The organism is Micromonospora sp. B9E7, assembly GCF_039871815.1.
Lineage (GTDB): Bacteria > Actinomycetota > Actinomycetes > Mycobacteriales > Micromonosporaceae > Micromonospora.
Genome location: NZ_JBDPLX010000011.1, coordinates 54,307 through 72,003 on the forward strand (window position 1 = coordinate 54,307; position 17,697 = coordinate 72,003).

A 17,697-nucleotide genomic window follows, 5' to 3' on the forward strand; every position below is an offset into this window, starting at 1 on the left:
TCATGCTCCGATCTCGTCGTTGGCGACCGGACGCCCAAGCGGCGCCTCGGACACCTCGTCCAACTCGTCCAGCAGGTGACCCATCCGGTCCCGCTTGGTGCGCAGGTAGCGCATGTTCTCCGGGTGTGCCCCGGCCGGCAGCCCCTCGCGGCCGGTGATGGTCAACCCGTACCCCTCCAGCCCGGCCCGCTTGGCCGGGTTGTTGGTCAGCAGCCGCATCGAGCGCACGCCCAGGTCGTAGAGGATCTGCGCGCCGGTGCCGTAGTCGCGGGCGTCGGCCGGCAACCCCAGGTCGAGGTTGGCGTCGACGGTGTCGCGGCCCAGGTCCTGCAACTGGTACGCCTGCAGCTTGTGCAGCAGCCCGATGCCGCGCCCCTCATGCCCACGGACGTAGAGCACGACGCCCCGACCCTCCCGCGCGACCCGGGCCAGCGCGGCGTCCAACTGCGGCCCACAGTCGCAGCGCAGCGAGCCGAACACGTCCCCGGTCAGGCACTCGGAGTGCACCCGGACCAGCACGTCCTGGCCGTCACCGAGGTCACCCAGCACCATCGCGACGTGCTCGGCCGGGTCGTGCTCGGCGCGGTAGCCGAGCGCCCGGAACACCCCGTGCCGCGTCGGCATCCGGGCGTCGGCGACCAGCTCGACCTGCTTCTCGGTACGCCGCCGGTAGGCGATCAGGTCGGCGATGGTGACCAGGACGAGGCCGTGTTCGGCGGCGAACTTCTCCAGGTCCGGCAGGCGCATCATGGTGCCGTCGTCGTTGACCAGCTCGCAGAGCACGCCCGCCGGGCGCAGCCCGGCCATGCGGGTCAGGTCGATCCCCGCCTCGGTGTGCCCGGGCCGGCGCAGCACCCCGCCCTCCCGGGCGCGCAGCGGCACCACGTGCCCGGGCCGGGCCAGGTCGGTCGGATCGGTCGCGGCGTCGGCGAGCAGCCGACTGGTGTGCGCGCGGTCGGCCGCCGAGATGCCGGTGCTGATCCCCTCGCGGGCGTCCACGGTCACCGTGTACGCGGTGCCGCGCCGGTCCTGGTTGGTGTGGTGCATCGGCGGCAGGTCGAGGCGGTCGGCCTCGCTCTCGGTCAGCGCCACGCAGACGTAGCCCGAGGTGTAGCGCACCATGAACGCCATCAGCTCCGGCGTGGCCAGCTCGGCCGCGAAGATCAGGTCGCCCTCGTTCTCCCGGTCTGCGTCGTCGACCACGACGACCGGCCGACCGGCCGCGATCTCGGCGACCGCCTGCTCGATGCTTCCAAAGCTGGTCACGCGACCGCCTCCCGGTAGATGGGCGTACGAACTGCGGCCGTGGCGCGCGAGGTGCGCCACCAGGCGGCGAAGCCCCAGACGCACAGCGCGCCGTAGATCAGGTACATGACCGCCGACGGGTAGAAGCCGCCGCGCAGCAGCAGCGGCACGCCGACCGCGTCCACCGCGATCCACAGCAGCCAGAACTCCACCCAGCCGCGGGCCATGCCGTACGTGGCCAGCAGGCTGCCGGTGAGGATCCAGGCGTCGGGCAGCGGGCCCCACGAGCCCAGCGCCTTGAGCACCGGGTACGCCGCGGCGGTGCCGACAACGGCGGCCAGCAGCAGCATCAGCCGTTCCCGGCCGGTGGCCCACCGGGGCACGACCGCCGCCTGCCCGGCGTCGGCGCGACGGTTGCGCTGCCAGCGCCACCAGCCGTACACGCTGACCGCGAAGAAGAACACCTGCCGGCCGGCCTGCCCGTACAGGTCGTGCTCCTGCGGGGTGGTGAACACCCCGCCGAGGAAGACGGTCAGGAGCAGCGCGTTACCGATCATGCCGACCGGCCAGGCCCAGACGACCCGGCGCAGCCCGAGCAGCGCGGAGAACAGCCCGAACGCGTTGCCGACGATCTCCCGGACCAGCACCGGCGAGCCGGCCACCTGCACCTGTGCGTCCAGCAGCCAACCGAGCGGACCCATCAGGCCACCCCGTCCGTGATCGAGGCCACCCCGGGACCGTCGGTGCCGGCGAGCCGGTCGCCGAGCAACCGCTCGACGTACTTGGCCAGCACGTCGACCTCCAGGTTGACCGGGTCGCCGGCGCTCTTCGCGCCGAGCGTGGTCAGCTTGAGCGTGGTCGGGATCAACCCGACGGCGAACTCGTCCGCGCCCACCTCGGCCACGGTCAGCGAGACACCGTCGATGGTGATCGAGCCCTTCTCCACCACGTACCGGGACAGGGCGGCAGGCAGCCGGAACCGGACCGTCTCCCACTGCTCGGCCGGCTCCCGGGAGATCACCTCGCCGACCCCGTCCACGTGGCCCTGCACCAGGTGTCCGCCGAGCCGGCTGCCGAGTGCGGCGGCCCGCTCCAGGTTGACCGGGTCGCCGACGCTCAGCGCGCCGAGCGCGGAACGGCGCAGCGTCTCGCCCATCACGTCGGCGGTGAAGACCCCGTCGGCCACCTCCACGACGGTCAGGCAGACGCCGTTGACCGCGATGGAGTCGCCGTGCCGGGCGTCCGAGGTGACCAGCGGGCCACGTACGCCGATCAGCGCGGAATCGCCCGCCGTCGCCGTGACCCGGACGATCTCGCCCAACTCCTCGATAATGCCGGTGAACATGTCAGCCCTCCCTTTTGCGGGGCAAAGCGGTGATCCGGATGTCCGGACCGATCTGCGTAACGTCGACGAACTCCAGATCGATGGCCTCAGCGATGGTGCTCACTCCCGCGTCGACCAGCGCGGTCGGGCCGGCGCCGAGCAGCCGGGGCGCGACGTACCCGATGACCTTGTCGACCAGGCCGGCCTGCAGGAACGCGCCGGCCAGCCGAGGGCCGCCCTCCAGCAGCAGGGAGCGGACCCCGCGCTGGTGCAGCGCCGCGAGCAGCGCCGGCAGGTCGACCCGGCCGTCCGGACCGGCGCCGACCTCGTCGGCGGTCGCGATCCACGTCCGCGCGGCGCCGTCGCGGACCCGGGCGTCAGCCGGGGTACGCCCCGAGCTGTCCACCACCACCCGCAGCGGCTGCCGGATGGCCAGGCTGCCGTCGCGCAGGTTGCGAGCGGTCAGCCGGGGGTCGTCGGCGAGCACGGTGCCCACCCCGGCGAGCACCGCGTCGACGGTGCCCCGCAGCGCGTGCACGTCGATCCGGGCCGCCTCCGAGGTGATCCACATGCTGGTGCCGTCCAGTGCGGCGGCGCGCCCGTCGAGCGTGGCGGCGTACTTCCAGATGACGTACGGCCAGCCCCGGCGCATCGAGGTCAGCCAGGCGACGTTGCCGGCCTCGGCCTCCTCGCCGCGTACCCCGAGATCGACGCGGACCCCGGCGGCGCGCAGGGTGGCGGCGCCGCCGGAAGCGACCGGGTTGGGATCGGGTACGGCGATGACCACCCGGGCGACCCCGGCCTGGACCAGCGCGGAACTGCAGGGGCCGGTGCGGCCGGTGTGGTCGCACGGTTCCAGAGTGACGACGGCGGTGCCGCCCTTGGCTCGCTGCCCGGCCTGCGCCAGGGCGACGATCTCGGCGTGCGGCCCGCCGGCGTACGCGTGGAAGCCCTCACCCACGACCTCGCCGTCCTCGTCGAGCAGCACGCACCCGACCACCGGATTGGGGCTGGTCGTGCCGAGCCCGCGCGCCGCCAACTCGATCGCACGCCGCATCGCCTCGTCGACGGAGACGCTGGCCATCGCCCTGCCCTGCCCTCTCACTCGCCGTCCGCGCGCTGGCGATCAGGGAGGCTGCGGCCATTGGGGCCGCGGGCAGGCGGAGGCGGAGTCCGGGAACGGCACAGCCGCCCCGGGAGGTCGGCACGGCACGCTGAAGGCAGCGGCCGGCTCGGACCGTCCGTCCCGCGCGCTGTCTCCCATCCGGACTGTCTGGGCGCGGACGAACCGCCCCCAACCGTCGGCCCTGGATTTTCACCAGGTCCACCGGGCGGCAGAGCCGTCCGGGTCGCGGGCTGACCACGGTTGGACCGTGGATCACCGCCGGTTCGGAATTTCACCGAGTCCCGCCAGCGCGTGGTGGGTTATACCGGCAGTCTTACACGCTGAAGCGCGTCCGCCGCCACCTAGGCGAGCTACTTCACAGCGGGTTCACGCGTCAGGTGACGCCGCGACGCCGGTCCACGGCCACGTACGACCCGGGTTGGCTCTTGGCGACCGTCTTCATCTCCGAGGCCACCGCGATCACCTCCAGGGGGTCGGTGAACCGCTTGCCGTCGTCGGAGAGGGACACCCCGATGGACAGCGTGACCAGGGCGGCGCGACGGATGTTGCCGCGCCGGTCCTTCAGCTCGACGAAGCCGCGCTCCCGGTCGGTCGGGTCGTAGAGCGTGTCGGCGGCGTTCTCGAAGTCCACCACCGCCTGGGAGGTCAGCGGGCGGACCTGGTCCGGGGCGCAGACGATGACGAAGTCGTCGCCGCCGACGTGTCCGAGGAAGGCCGGCGGTAGACCGACACCCACCACCGCCCGGTGCAGGCTGCGGGCCAACGCGGAGATGAAGTCGTCGCCACGGACGAAGCCGTACCGGTCGTTCACGCTCTTGAACCGGTCGATGTCGACGTAGCCGACGGCGTAGTCCACGCCCTGTCGTACCCGGTCGCTGATCTCCCGCCGGATCCGGCTGTTGCCGGGCAGCCCGGTCAGCGGGGAGACCTCCCGGAACTCCTTGTTGCGGCGCAGCGTGGACGAGACCCGGGCCACCAGCTCGGCGGTGTCGAACGGCTTGACCAGGTAGTCGTCGGCGCCGGCGCTGAGCCCGAGCACCTTGTCGACGGTCATCCCCTTGGCCGTCAACATGATCACCGGCAGGGCGGAGGTCATCGGGTCGGCGCGCAGCCGGCGGGTCAGTTCCAGCCCGTCGATGCGGGGCATCATGAGGTCGACCACCGCCAGGTCCGGACGCTCGCGTTCGATGATCTCGAGGGCTTCCTGGCCGTCGCTGGCGTGGACCACCTCGAAGCCGTGCAGCCGCAGGTTGAACTCGACGAAACGAGCGATGTCCTCGTCGTCGTCGACGACGAGGATGATGTCCTTGCGGTCGCCGTCGGGTTCCACGTCAGGCGCCGGGAGCCGCGCGTTCCGCCAGCGAACGCAGGTGCCGTACCGCCTCCGCCGGGTCGGCGGCGCCGTACACGGCGGTGCCGGCGACGAACGCGTCGGCGCCCGCCGCGGCGGCCTGCTCGATGGTGTCGGCGGCGATCCCGCCGTCCACCTCGATGCGCAGCTCCAGGTGCCCGGCGGAGACGTGCCGGCGGGCGGTACGAACCTTGTCCAGCAGTTGTGGGATGAACCGCTGCCCACCGAAGCCGGCCTTGATCGTCATGATCAGCAGGGTGTCGAAGCTGGGCAGCAGGTCCAGGTACGGCTCGATCGGGGTGTCCCGGTCGATGGCCAGGCCCGCCTTCGCGCCGGCCGAGCGCAGGTCCTTGGCCAGCGCCACCGGGTCGTCCGATGCCTCGGCATGGAAGGTGACGTTGTACGCCCCGGCGTCGGCGTAGCCGGGGGCCCACCGGCGCGGATCCTCGATCATCAGGTGCACGTCGAACGGCATCGCGGTGACAGCCCGCAGGCTCTGCACCACGGGCAGCCCGATGGTCAGGTTCGGCACGAAGTGGTTGTCCATCACGTCGACGTGCAACCAGTCCGCGGCGTCCTCGACGGCACGGACCTCTTCGGCGAGGCGGGCGAAATCGGCGGCCAGAATGCTCGGCGCGACGATCGGCGGCGGTACGGTCACCTCGCCAGTGTACGAACGTGGCCACCCGCGACCCGCATCGCGCCACCTTCGGGGACGCGCTGTGACCCGGCAGTGACCACTGGTGCAGAATTAGTCACTCCGGACCACAGGTTCCGGACGAACAGACGTCAATGGCTGGCCGATCGACGGAAAGGCGACGACACTCCAACCGGGACTGTGCCATAGGCTGCACGCCCGCCGGGGTCTCGCCGCGGGGCGCGGTGACCGGCCGCCAGCTCCCGGGAAGGGCGGACGATGCGACGGTGGTTCCCAGCGCTGGTGCTGGCCGGCGTCACGACGATACTGCTGGCCAGTTGCGCGCCGGCACGAGGCGCGGACGGTGACCTCACCGACGACTGGCCGGCGCTACGGGTTCCGAAGCCGTTCAGCCCGGCCACCGACACCTGCCTGCCCCGGATCATCCCGGTCGTGCAGGCCAGCACGTACGAGACGGTGGACTGCGCGCGTAACCACGTGGCCGAGACCATCCACGTCGGCACGTTCGTGGGGCCCGACGCGCTGACCGAGACCCGGCCCGAGCCCGGCTCGTCGGCGTTGCGCACCGCCCGCGCCGAGTGCGACCAGCGGGCCCGGGAGGTGCTCGGCGGCGACTGGCACACCGCGCGGCTCGCGCTGACCCTGGCGTTGCCGTCCGCGCCCGCCTGGTCCGGGGGCGCGCGCTGGTTCCGCTGCGATCTCAGCGAGACCGGCAGCATCGACAACACCCGCCCGGTCAACCGCACCGGCAGCCTGCGCGGCGCGTTGATCGGCGACAGCCCACTGACGCACCGCTGCTTCGACCCGAAGCTGATCGGCGACAACCTCAACTACATGGCACCCGTGCTCTGCACCGAACCGCACCGCGCCGAGTTCGTGGGCGTCTACGAGGAGCGCGACATGAGCTGGGCCGATTTCAGCAAGGCCGCCGCCCAGGCGCACCAACGCTGCATGGAGCTGATCGCCACGTTCGCGTCCGTGCCGAACAACAGCGAGCTGCCGTACCGGGCCGGGTCCATCTACTACCCACCGTCGCAACGGGAGTGGGAGGAGGGCGACCGTGGAGTGCGCTGTTTCCTGTGGAGCGACGACCGCAAACTCACCCGTTCGATGCGCGGCGCCGGCCCGGAGGGACTTCCGGCGATCTGAGGATCGGTGCCGTATGCTGCTGCGCCGTGGCGCTACCGGCCGGCCGGGTCCGGTCGGCGGCCACCAGCGGCGGGGAGGTCAGGGATGCGACGGTGGTTGACGGCGTTCGCCGGAGGTGCGGCCCTGGCGCTGGCCGGGTGCAACGCGCCCGCCGGACTCGACCGTGACCTCGTCGACGACTGGCCGGCGCCCGTCGCGGCGCAGCAGTTCGTTCCCGCCGCCGACGTCTGCCACCAGACCGCCCAGCAGGTCGGCTTCCTGACCGGCTACAACCCGACGGCGTGCACCGAGTCGCACCGGGTCGAGACCATGCACGTCGGCACCCTCACCGGCCCGGCCGCCGAGCCCGGCACGCCGCCGCAGCCCGGTTCGGCGGGCATGCGGGCCGCGCAGTCCGCGTGCGACACGCAGGTCAACAAGGCGGTCGGCGCCGACTGGCGCTCCGGGCGACTCGGCCTGACCGTCGTGCTGCCGTCGCCGCAGGCCTGGGCGGGCGGGGCCCGCTGGTACCGCTGCGACGTCACCGAGATCGTCAGCATCGACGACACGACTGTCGGCCTGCGCACCGGCAGCCTCCGGGGCGCGTTGTCCGGCGCGGCTCCCCTGGCGTACCGCTGCTTCAACCCGAAGATGGTCAAGGACGACATCGACGAGATGGTGCCGGTCTCCTGCACCGCGAAGCACCACGCCGAGTTCGTCGGGGTGTGGCAGGGGCCGGACGTCAGCTACGCCGAGTTCACCCGCGCCACCAAGCGCACCCACCGGGCCTGCCAGACGATGATCGCCAAGTACGCGAAGGTGCCGGACAACTCCCAACTCGAATTCCGCGCCGGAACGATCTACTACCAGCCGTACGAGGAGGAGTGGAAGAACGGCAACCGTGGCGTGCAGTGCTTCCTCTGGATCTCCGACCGGGACCTGACCCGCTCGATGAGGAACGCCGGCACCAAGGGTCTCCCGGTCACCTGAGCGCCGCCGCTGAAAGGAAGGGTCCCTTATTAACGCTCCGCGTTAATAAGGGACCCTTCCTTTCAGCGAAGCGAATCAGTTTCGACGCAGGACGGCGAGGAACATCGCGTCGGTGCCGTGGCGGTGCGGCCAGAGCTGCACGGTCGGCCCGTCGCCCAGACCGGGCATGCCGGCCGGCAGCAGCGGGCGGGCATCCACGAAGTCCACCGCGACCCCGCTGCGGCGGGCCGCCTCGGTCACCGTCACGTGCGTCTCGACCGTGTGCGGCGAGCAGGTGACGTAGGCGACCAGGCCGCCGGGGCGGACCGCCCGCAGCGCCGCACCGAGCAGCTCCCGCTGCAACCGGGTCAGTGGGGGCAGGTCAGACGGTTGGCGACGCCACCGCGACTCCGGCCGGCGGCGCAGCGAGCCCAGCCCCGTGCACGGGGCGTCGACGAGCACCCGGTCGAAGTGCTGCTCGGGCAGCTTCGGGTCGCCACCGACCTCCCGACCGTCCATGGCCAGCACGGCCACCGGCAGGCCCCGGGTCGCCTGGGACACCAGCCGGGCCCGGTGCTCGGCCACCTCCACCGCGGTCACCCGGGCGCCACGCTGCGCGGCCAGGGCACCCAGCAGACCGGCCTTGCCACCCGGACCGGCGCACAGGTCCAGCCAGCGCCCGTCCGGACCGTCGAGCGGCGCGTCGGCGAGCGCGGCGGCCACCAACTGGGAGCCCTCGTCCTGGACGTGGGCACGGCCGTCAGCCACCGCCGGCACGTCGCCGGGCGCCCCGCCGGGCAGATAGACGGCGTACGGCGAGAAGGCGCCGGGCGCCCCGCCGACCTGGTCGGCCAGCTCGACCGGGTCGATCAGCCCCGGTCGGGCACAGAGGTGCACCGGCGGGCGCTCGTTGTCCTCGATCAGGAGGCGGGCCGTCTCGCCCAGGTCACCGCCGAGCGCCTCGGAGAAGGCCCGCACGATCCACTGCGGATGGCTGTACGCCAGGGCCAGGTGCCCGACCGGGTCGGTCTCCATCGGCGGGGCGAGCTTCGCCACCCAGGCGTCCGCGTCACGGGTGGACACCTCGCGCAGCACGGCGTTCGCGAAGCCGGTGGCACCCGGCGCGACCGAGCGGACCAGGTCCACGGTCGACGAGACCGCGGCGTGGGCCGGCACCCGGGTGTGCAGCAGTTGGTACGCCCCGAGCCGCAACGCGTCGCGTACCGGCGGGTCGATGCGGGCCACGTCCCGGCCGGCCGCGTCGGTCAGGATCGCGTCCAACGTGCCCAGGTGGCGCAGGGTGCCGTAGGTCAGCTCGGTGGCGAAGGCCGCATCCCGACCGAACAGCCCCTCCTCCCGCAGGATGATCGGCAGCACCAGGTTGGCGAACGCGTCGTCGCGGTGCACGGCGGCCACCGCCTCGTACGCGGCACGACGCGGGCGGTCCAGTGGTGGCCGGACCGGCCGGCGGTCCCCGCCACGACCCGCGGGCGGGCCCGAGCGGGTGGGACGGGTCCCCTCCGGGGCCGTCACGCGAAGTCCTCGCCGGCGCCGACGCGCACGCCGCGCGCCCAGTCGGTCGCGCCCATCGCCCGCTTACCCGCGGCACGGACCTCACCGAGGCGCACCGGCACGGTCGCCGTGCCGGCGAGCACCCGGGACTTCTCCACCAGCAACTCCCCCGGCTTCAACTCCGGGCCGTCGGGCACCGGCACGACCGGGCCGAGCTTCACCCGCTCCCCGCGGAACGTGGTCCAGCCGCCCGGGGCCGGGGTGCAGGCCCGGAGCCGACGGTCCACGGCGAAAGCCGGGTCGCCCCAGCGCACCCGGGCGTCGTCCACGGTCAGTTTCGGCGCCAGCGACACCCCGTCGGCGGGCTGCGGCTCGGCCCGAGCGGTGCCGTCGGCGATCGCGTCGAGCACCGCCACCAGCAGCCCGGCGCCGGAGTCGGCGAGCCGCCCCAGCAGGTCGCCGGAGGTGTCGGCGGCGCGGATCTCGTCGGTCAGGGTGCCGTAGACCGGGCCGGTGTCCAGGCCCTCCTCCAACTGGAAGACGCTGGCACCGGTCAGCTCGTCGCCGTGCAGCACGGCGTGCTGAACGGGCGCGGCGCCACGCCACGCGGGCAGCAGCGAGAAGTGCAGGTTGATCCAGCCGTGCCGGGGGATCTCCAGGGCGGCCGGCGGCACCAACGCGCCGTAGGCGACCACCGGCACGCAGTCCGGCGCGAGCGTGCGCAGCCGGTCGAGGAACTCGGGCTCGCGGGGGCGGGCCGGCGTGAGCACCTCGACGCCGTGCTCGTCGGCCCACTCGCCGACCGGGGACCGGGACAGGCCACGCCCGCGTCCGGCAGGCGCGTCGGGTCGGGTGACCACGGCGACCAGCTCGTGCCGCGAGGCGGCGACGGCGGCCAGGGCGGGGACGGCGACGGCCGGCGTACCGGCGAAGACCACACGCATCCGGGTCACCGACCCAGACCGAAGGGGTCGCTGATGTGCGGGCTGAGCTTGACCGTGGGCGGGGCTGCCGCGTCGTACCAGTCGGCCTGGCGGATCGCCTTCATGGCCTCCTTGCGACCGGCGGCGTCCAGCCGGTCCAGGAAGAGCACGCCGTCGAGGTGGTCGGTCTCGTGCTGCACGCAGCGGGACATCAGGCCGGTGCCGACGATCTGCATCGGGTCGCCGAACGCGCTGAAGCCCTTGGCGACGACGTTCTGGCGGCGCTTGGTGTCGAAGTAGAGCCCGGGGATGGACAGGCAGCCCTCGGGGCCGTCCTGCTCCTCCTCGTCGGGGAACTCCAGCACGGGATTGACCAGGTGCCCGAGCACGTCGTCGACGTCGAAGGCGAACACCCGCAGGCTCACACCGAGCTGCGGGGCGGCCAGGCCGGCGCCGTTCTGCTCACGCATCGTGTCGGTCAGGTCGGCGACCAGCCGACGCAGCTCGGCGTCGAAGTCGACCACCGGATCGGCCGGCGTGCGCAGCACCGGATCCCCAAACAGACGGATGGGCTGGACGGTCACGCGGGGTGGCTCCTTCACGGGTCGGAGAGGGGTGCCGTACCAGTCTACGGAGTGCCCCGCCGCGTGCCGGCCGGCGCACCTCGATCGGCGACGGCCGGTGTGCCCAGCGTCACCGGCGGGCTCCCGGGCCCGGGGGCTCGGCCTCGAACCGGGTCAGTAGATCCCGTACCCGCTCGTTGTCCGGATGACCGAGGTCGTCGAGGATGCCCAGCGCCCGCCGCCAGGTACGCACCGCGCCGGCCGGGTCCCCCGCCGCGTGCCGGCTCACCCCGAGCCGGGACAGGGTGTCCGCCTCGTCGTAGCGGTCGCTGATCCGCCGGTACAGCCGCAGCGCCCGCCCGTAACAGCGGATCGCCTCGCGGTGGTCACCCAGCTGGGCGTGGATGAAGCCGAGGCTGTCCCAGGTGTTCGCCTCACCGTGCCGGTCACCGGTCGGGCGCAGCAGCGCCAACGCCTCCCCGCAGTGCGCGAGCGCCGGCCCGTACTGGCCGAGCTGGGCGTGCGCCCAACCCACCGCGTTGCGGGCGCTGGCCTCCCCCGCCAGGTGGCCGGCGGCCTGGTACAGCGCCAGGGCGCGGTCCCCGTGGTCGAGGGCCTCGGCGTACCGGCCGAGCCCGTCGAGCATCGCGCCGAACGCCCGGTGGGTACGCGCCTGCCCGGTGTGGTCACCCAACGACTCGAAGATCACCAGCGCCTGTCGGTAGTTCCTCGCAGCCTCGTCCACCCGGCCCAGCCGGTACAGCACCCGCGCGAGGTCCCGGTGGGCGTTCGCCTGCCCGAGCCGGTCGCCCGCCCAGCGGGCCCCGGCCAGGGCGGCCCGTTGGGCGAGGACCAGGTCGGGCCAACGCCCCCGGCGTTGCAGGAAGTCCACCAGCGTCCAGGCCAACTGCCAGGCATGCCCGTCGAACCCGGTACGCCTCGCGTACCCGACCGCCGCCAGCAGCACCGGGTACTCGACGGTGAACCAGGCGAGCGCCGCCCCGTGGTCGGTGATCTCCTCGGGCACCACGCCCGGCCCGGCGGCGGCCAGGGTGACCGGATCCCGCCCCGGTTGCAGCAGCAACGCGGCCGCGTGCGCGGTGTGCAGGTAGTGGTCGAGGCCTCGTCGGATCGCGGCCCGCCGGGACTCCGCCGGTTCGAGACGTTCGGCCTGCTCGGCCGCGTACGCCCGGAGCAGGTCGTGTGCGCCGAATCGGCCGGGGGCATGCTCGGTGACCAGATGCGCGTGAGCCAGCTCCGCCAGCAGTCGGGGCACCTGGGCCCGGGGCAGCCCGGCCAGGCTGGCCGCTGCGGCGACCCCGATGTCCGGCCCCGGGTGGCAGCCGAACAACCGGAACAGACGTGCCGCCGCCGGCGTCAGTCTCCGGTACGACCAGGAGAAGACGGCCTGCACGTCGGTGCTGGCATCCCCGCCGTCGAAGGAGTCCAGCGGGCGCGGCGCGTCGCGCAGCTCGGCGGCGAGGGCGGCCAGGGAGAACGTCGGATTCGCCGCACCCCTCGCGGCGAGCACCGCCAGTGCCAGCGGCAGCCGCGCGCACCGCTCGATGATCTCGTCCACCGCCTTCGGCTCGACCGTCAACCGCTGGGCGCCGAGCCGCCGGGCCAGCAGTTGCCAGGACTCGGCGGCGCTGAGCAGGCCGACGCCGATCGGCCGGGCACCCTCGGCGGCGACCAGGCCGGCGAGCCGGTTGCGACTGGTGACCAGGACCAGGCAGCTCGGGCTGCCGACCAGCAGGGGCCGAACGTGGTCGATGTCGCGGGCGTTGTCCAACAGCACCAGCATGCGGCGGCTGGCGAGCAGACTCCGGTAGAGGCCGACCTGCGCGGTCAGGTGGGTGGGTATTCGTTCGGGCGGCACCTCGAGGGCCTCGAGGAAGCCGCGTACCGCCTCGACGGCCGTCATCTCCGTCCCGGTGGAGTCGAAGCCGCGCAGGTCGACGTAGAGCTGGCCGTCCGGGAAGCGGTCGGCGACCCGGTGCGCCCAGTACACCGCGAGCGTCGTCTTGCCGACCCCGGCCGTGCCGGACAGCGTCATGATGGTGACCGGCGCCACGCCGCCGTCCTCGGACGGGGCGGGGCTGACGCACTCGGCATCGAGTTGGGCGAGCTGAGCGACACGTCCGACGAATCCGGGTAGCGCCGGGGGCAGTTGGCGGGGAACGGGCAGTCGGGTCGGCGTCGTACCGGCCCGCTGGCCGCCGCCCCGGGCCCGGACCGGCCCGACGCCCGACCGCCCGGTGGTGGCGTGGTCCCGGTTCGGGCGTCGACGTCCCTCCTCGACCCGGTCCCGCGCGGTGGCCAGCACCCCCTGCTCGGCGGGGCTCGCCCCGAGCACCCGGATGAGGGCGTCGAACCGCTCCGGCGGAGGCAGGATGTTGCCGGCGAAGTACTCCCCGATGATCCCGCGTGACCAGCCGGTCTTCGCGGCCAGCTGCCGGTACGTCAGTTGGGTTTCACCCTGCTGCCGGGCTTCCCTGCGGCGCAACTGGCGTAACAGCCTGGCCAGCTCCTGCAGTGTCTGCACGTCGACGGCGGCGCGGGCCACCTCGAACGCTCCGGGCGGCCCCTGCTCCGCCTGCCGAGCGCCGGGAGGTACCCGTTGGTCGGACATGCGGCTCTCACCCCCGGTCACCCGGCCGCCCCGGATGCGCACGGGCAGGCTAATTCCACCTCCAGGGCGATAGATAGGCAGCCGCCGATGTCTGACAGATCCACTTCGGACCGCTGATCGTCCGACGATGTCCGGCGCTGTCCAGTGCCGTCCAGGATGCGCGACGCGGAGCCGACATCCCGTGTCACCGTCCCGGTGCGGGTTCGACCCGCTCCACGATCCCTGGGGGAAGAGGTACCTGATGACCCGTCCACACCCGACCGTCCGACGGTCCACGACGATGCTGCGTCGCGTCGCCGTCACCGCGTTCGGCCTCACGCTGCTCGTCGCGGGAGTGACCGCCGCACCGGCCACCGCCGCACCGGGCGGCAATGCTGGCACCGCCGCCACGGGCGGCAATGCTGGCACCGCCGCCACGGGCGGCAATGCTGGCACCGCCGCCACGGGCGGCAATGCTGGCACCGCCGCCACGGGCGGCAAGGCCGCGAGCACCGGATCGTTCGTCGACAACGCTCCGGTGCCCGGCGGATTCGCCTCCTGGGCGGAGCTGCTCCGCTTGCAGCAGCGGATGAACACCGCCGCCGCCCGGATCACGAACGCGGCGGAGCGCAGCGCGAGATCCGGCTTCGCCGGTGTCGTCGCCGACCCCACGAATCGGCAGCTCCAGGTCTACTGGAAGGGTGAGCCGCCGGCCAACCTGGTAGCCGACGCCCGGGCCACCGTCGCGACCCAGGTGCTGCCCGCGCCGTACTCCCAGCGGGAACTCATCGCCGCGGCCGACCGCCTACGGGCCAAGGCGGGCGACGAGATCACCACGGTCGGGCCGCGCGCGGACGGCGCCGGCCTGCTCGTCGGTACGCAGGACGGGTTCCTCGGTGCGACGGCCCTCGCCGGCGTACCGGTGACCGTGCAGACCGGCGTCGCCGCCTCGCCCGCCACCCGATGGGACGACACGGCGCCGTGGTGGGGCGGCGCCGCCTGGCGCAATGCCACCACCGGCGGCGGCTGCTCAACCGGCTTCGGGGTCTTCCAGGGTGGGGCCGCGCGGATACTCTCCGCCGCGCACTGCGGCAACATCAACAACGCCGCGACCGACCCGACCGGCCAGTCGATGGGCATCGTCGGCACCCGCAACGCCGGCACCGACACCCTGCTGCTGTCGGGCAGCTCGGGTGGCCGGGTCTTCAACAACAGCACGAACGCCGCCGGCCAGGTGGTCAGTGAGTTCAGCAACCAGGTGATCGGCGCGTCGGCCAGCCAGGTCGGCAACTTCGTGTGCACCTCCGGCGCGTACTCCGGCACCCGCTGCTCGATCCAGGTGAAGGCCCGCAACCTGTGCATCAACGTGCGCGACTTCGGCCAGGTCTGCGGCCAGGTCCAGGCGGAGAACACCACCCGCACCAATGCCGTCGGCCAGGGCGACAGCGGTGGCCCGGTGGAGATCGTGAACGCGGCGAACACCCTCCAGGTCTGGGCCACCGGCACCAACACCGCCATCGACGACACCAACACGTCGACGGCCTGTACGGGCTACGTCACCACCGGCCGGGTCTGCGCCTGGCGGTTCTACTACGAGGACATCTTCTCGGGCATGGCCGGCGTCGGCGCCTCGGGCGTGGTCCTCGGCTGAGGAAGCTCGGCTACCCGCCGTCGTCTCCCTTGAAAGGCCGGGCCGGTGCGCATCCCGCGTGCCGGCCCGGCCCTTCGCTGGGCTGGGCTCAGGCGGCGGCCGGGTACCCGCCTACGGAGCGCTCGGCCGCGTGCCGGCCGGCGCACCTCGATCGGCGACGGCCGGTGTGCCCAGCGTCACCAGCAGGCTCTGGTAGCCGCGCAGGGTCAGCCGGGTCCGGTGCCGGGGCGGCTCGATCAGAGCCAACTCGGGGAGGCGGCGCAGCAGCATCGGGATGGCCAACTGCGCCTCCAGCCGTGCCAGGCCGGCGCCGAGGCAGTAGTGCGGGCCGGCGCCGAAGGACAGCGGGTGCGCCTGCTCACGAGTCGGGTCGAAACGCTGCGGGTCGGGAAACCGGCGCGGGTCGCGGTTCGCCGCGCCGAGCAGCAGCAGCGCCGTGCTGCCGGCCGGAAGGTCGAGCCCGCCGCAGCGCACCGGCGCCGTGCTGGTCCGGGTGGTCAACTGCACCGGCGAGTCGTAGCGCAGCAGTTCCTCGACGTACGCCGGGGCGAGCGCGGGATCGGCCCGCAGCTCGGCGGCGGCGGCCGGGTGACGCAGCAGCACGACGAGACCGTTGCCGAGCAGGTTGGTGGTGGTCTCGAAGCCGGCCACCAGCAGCACCACCAGGTTGGCCAGCAGTTCGTCGCCGGTGAGCCGGTCGCCGTCGGCGTCGTGCACCTGGACCAGCGCGGTGGTCAGGTCGTCGGCCGGTGCCCGCCGCCGGGCGGCGATCAGCTCGACGAAGTAGTCGCGCAGCTCGGAGGCGCCCGCGTCGGCGACCGTCAACTCCTCGGGGGTTATCTCCGGTTCCAGCACCCCGGTCAGGTCACCGGCCCAACGGCGGAACAGCGGCCGGTCGGCCGCGGGTACGCCGAGCAGCGCGCAGATCACCCCGACCGGCAGCGGGTACGCGAAGTCGGCCAGGATGTCGACCGGAGCGCCGCCCGCGGCACGGGAGACCATCACGTCGAGCAGTTCCTCGGCCTGAGCCCGCACCACGTCGCGCATCCCGGCGATCCGGCGCGGGCTGAACGCCCCCGCGGCCAGCCGACGCATCCGGCTGTGGTCGGGCGGGTTGGTCCGCAGCATGGACCGCGCGATCGACGACACTGCGGGGCTCTGCCGCCAGTTCGGCCAGACCTGGTCACGTAGCGCGTCGTCGAGCACCCCGAGCCGGGGGTCGCGCAACAGCTCGTCGGCCTCCGGGTAACCGGTCACCACGTACAGGCCCGGCGACGCCTGCACCACGGGCCCGTGGGCGCGCAGCCGCTCGTACGTCGGGTACGGGTCGACGCGCCCCTGCGGCGACATGAGCAGTGTGAACGCTTCGGCAGCTTCCACGGCCGGCCTCCCCCGTCGATGCGTCGGAGGTTCCATCATCCCGGTGCGGCCGCGATCCGGCAGCCCTCGACGCCGTGCGGTCGACGCCGAGGGGTCAGGCACGGACGGCTCGGCGTCGGCACCCAGGGCTCAGGCGCGGGCGCCCAGGACTCAGGCGCCGACGGCCGGGTCCCCGGCGAGCACCGCGTCGCCGCGGAGCAGCGCGGGCTCGGGCAGCGGAAGCTGGATCTTGTGGGCCGCCTCCCAGTCGTAGACCAGGCCGGGACGGACCTGGGCGGCGAAGTAGTCGATCGCCGTCATCCCACCCACGACCGGCTCGTCGACCTCGGCGACCAACTGGGCGGGGACCAGGGAGAACCCGTTCTGCAGGGCGGCGCTGAGCCGGCGGTGACCGTCGACCACGAAGAAGTACTCGCCGGTGAACCCGATCTTCAGCGGTTCGAGGGCCTCGTCGCCGGCCTCGGCCACGTCACCGACGAAGTCGGTGTCCCACAGACCCCGCAGGGTGGCGATGTCCTCGGTCGGGTAGACGCGGGCCGGGTCCAGCAGCAGCAGCGGTGGCGCGTCCCGCAGCACCTCAGCGCCGAGCGTCCCCTCGTACGCGGCGACGATGTGCTCGATCACCTCGGTGGCGGTCGCCCGGGTGGTGTCACAGATCAGGTCGTAGTTGCGCAGTCGGGCCTTGTCCACCCCGTAACGGATGATGAACCGGCTGCGCTCGCTGGCGCTGCGCTCCCGGAGCTTGGCCTTGGCCTCCTCCAGTGAGGCGTAGCTCTCCGCCGGACCGGAGGGCCGGGCGAGCACCCGACGGGCCGCCTCGCCCGGTTCGGTGATCATGTGGACCTTGAGCGCGTCGGTGAAGAAGTGCCAGGCCAGCCGGGAGTCCATGACGAGGCGCTCACCGGAGGCGGCGATGTCCCGCTGGAGCTGGTCGACGTAGCCGTCGACGGCCTGGTCGAGCTCGGCGTGCAGATTGAGTTGCAGAGCGGTCATCTGCCGCTGCTGCGCCATCTCCCGGTAGAGGTCTCCCACGCTGACCCGGCGCATCCCGAGCCGCTTGGCGATCTCGACCGACACGGTGCTCTTGCCGCTGCCGAGGTCGCCGTTGAAGACGATCGATTGTCCAACGGTCACGACTTGTCCACCCCTGATCACCGGCTCATTGACATCATCGACACCGCGTCCGACCGACGCGTTCCCGCCATCGTCGCGCCAACCCGCGGCGGCCCCAACTCGGCGCGTCTGACGCTCCGTCG

At 73.0% G+C, this 17,697-nt stretch carries 15 protein-coding genes and 1 riboswitch; of the genes, 3 read left to right on the forward strand and 12 right to left on the reverse strand.

Annotated elements, in window-relative coordinates; genetic code table 11:
• From ABGB10_RS19315 to rpe, 6 genes are all read right to left on the reverse strand, one after another.
• Complete coding sequence (locus ABGB10_RS19315) at positions 1 to 1,266, reverse strand: bifunctional 3,4-dihydroxy-2-butanone-4-phosphate synthase/GTP cyclohydrolase II (protein WP_347662242.1); 1,266 nt, start codon at positions 1,264 to 1,266, stop codon at positions 1 to 3.
• The gene (pnuC, locus tag ABGB10_RS19320; RefSeq protein ID WP_347662243.1) at positions 1,263 to 1,946 is read right to left on the reverse strand and encodes a nicotinamide riboside transporter PnuC; all 684 of its coding nucleotides are present in this window, start codon (positions 1,944 to 1,946) and stop codon (positions 1,263 to 1,265) included. The genes ABGB10_RS19315 and pnuC overlap by 4 nt, the downstream gene beginning before the upstream one ends.
• Complete coding sequence (locus ABGB10_RS19325; RefSeq protein WP_347662244.1) at positions 1,946 to 2,590, reverse strand: riboflavin synthase; 645 nt, start codon at positions 2,588 to 2,590, stop codon at positions 1,946 to 1,948. The genes pnuC and ABGB10_RS19325 overlap by 1 nt, the downstream gene beginning before the upstream one ends.
• Before the next feature lies 1 nt (position 2,591).
• A complete protein-coding gene (ribD, locus tag ABGB10_RS19330; RefSeq protein WP_347662245.1) occupies positions 2,592 to 3,653 on the reverse strand; it encodes a bifunctional diaminohydroxyphosphoribosylaminopyrimidine deaminase/5-amino-6-(5-phosphoribosylamino)uracil reductase RibD in 1,062 nt (353 codons plus the stop codon).
• A 164-nt stretch (positions 3,654 to 3,817) separates the two neighbouring features.
• Positions 3,818 to 3,988: riboswitch (FMN riboswitch) on the reverse strand.
• 80 nt (positions 3,989 to 4,068) lie between these two features.
• The gene (locus ABGB10_RS19335) at positions 4,069 to 5,025 is read right to left on the reverse strand and encodes a response regulator (RefSeq protein ID WP_347662246.1); all 957 of its coding nucleotides are present in this window, start codon (positions 5,023 to 5,025) and stop codon (positions 4,069 to 4,071) included.
• Between the two features lies 1 nt (position 5,026).
• Positions 5,027 to 5,707 carry a ribulose-phosphate 3-epimerase gene (gene rpe, locus ABGB10_RS19340; protein WP_282260834.1) on the reverse strand — a complete coding sequence of 227 codons (681 nt, stop codon included), beginning with the start codon at positions 5,705 to 5,707 and terminating at the stop codon, positions 5,027 to 5,029.
• Between the two features lie 255 nt (positions 5,708 to 5,962).
• Here rpe and ABGB10_RS19345 point away from each other — a divergent pair, with 255 nt between their 5' ends.
• Together ABGB10_RS19345 and ABGB10_RS19350 are read left to right on the forward strand one after the other, a co-directional pair.
• Complete coding sequence (locus tag ABGB10_RS19345) at positions 5,963 to 6,853, forward strand: septum formation family protein (RefSeq protein ID WP_347662248.1); 891 nt, start codon at positions 5,963 to 5,965, stop codon at positions 6,851 to 6,853.
• An 84-nt stretch (positions 6,854 to 6,937) separates the two neighbouring features.
• Positions 6,938 to 7,822, forward strand: coding sequence for a septum formation family protein (locus ABGB10_RS19350; protein WP_347662249.1), 885 nt, complete (start codon positions 6,938 to 6,940; stop codon positions 7,820 to 7,822).
• Positions 7,823 to 7,897: 75 nt separating this feature from the next.
• Here ABGB10_RS19350 and ABGB10_RS19355 read toward each other — a convergent pair whose 3' ends face one another.
• From ABGB10_RS19355 to ABGB10_RS19370, 4 genes are all read right to left on the reverse strand, one after another.
• Entirely contained in the window at positions 7,898 to 9,334 is a 1,437-nt protein-coding gene (locus ABGB10_RS19355; RefSeq protein WP_347662250.1) for a transcription antitermination factor NusB, read from the reverse strand.
• On the reverse strand, positions 9,331 to 10,257 hold the full coding sequence (gene fmt / locus ABGB10_RS19360) for a methionyl-tRNA formyltransferase (protein WP_347662252.1): 927 nt from the start codon (positions 10,255 to 10,257) through the stop codon (positions 9,331 to 9,333). Before fmt ends, ABGB10_RS19355 begins: the two co-directional genes overlap by 4 nt.
• 5 nt (positions 10,258 to 10,262) lie before the next feature.
• Positions 10,263 to 10,820, reverse strand: a complete 558-nt coding sequence (gene def / locus ABGB10_RS19365; protein ID WP_347662253.1) for a peptide deformylase — start codon at positions 10,818 to 10,820, stop codon at positions 10,263 to 10,265.
• Between the two features lie 109 nt (positions 10,821 to 10,929).
• Positions 10,930 to 13,431, reverse strand: coding sequence for a tetratricopeptide repeat protein (locus ABGB10_RS19370; RefSeq protein WP_347662254.1), 2,502 nt, complete (start codon positions 13,429 to 13,431; stop codon positions 10,930 to 10,932).
• 241 nt (positions 13,432 to 13,672) lie between these two features.
• Here ABGB10_RS19370 and ABGB10_RS19375 point away from each other — a divergent pair, with 241 nt between their 5' ends.
• The gene (locus ABGB10_RS19375; protein ID WP_347662255.1) at positions 13,673 to 15,061 is read left to right on the forward strand and encodes a hypothetical protein; all 1,389 of its coding nucleotides are present in this window, start codon (positions 13,673 to 13,675) and stop codon (positions 15,059 to 15,061) included.
• Between the two features lie 111 nt (positions 15,062 to 15,172).
• Here ABGB10_RS19375 and ABGB10_RS19380 read toward each other — a convergent pair whose 3' ends face one another.
• Together ABGB10_RS19380 and ABGB10_RS19385 are read right to left on the reverse strand one after the other, a co-directional pair.
• Positions 15,173 to 16,441 (reverse strand): cytochrome P450, encoded by a 1,269-nt coding sequence (locus ABGB10_RS19380; RefSeq protein WP_347662256.1) that lies wholly within the window; start codon positions 16,439 to 16,441, stop codon positions 15,173 to 15,175.
• 150 nt (positions 16,442 to 16,591) lie between these two features.
• Complete coding sequence (locus ABGB10_RS19385) at positions 16,592 to 17,575, reverse strand: AAA family ATPase (RefSeq protein ID WP_347662257.1); 984 nt, start codon at positions 17,573 to 17,575, stop codon at positions 16,592 to 16,594.
• Positions 17,576 to 17,697 lie beyond the last annotated feature (122 nt).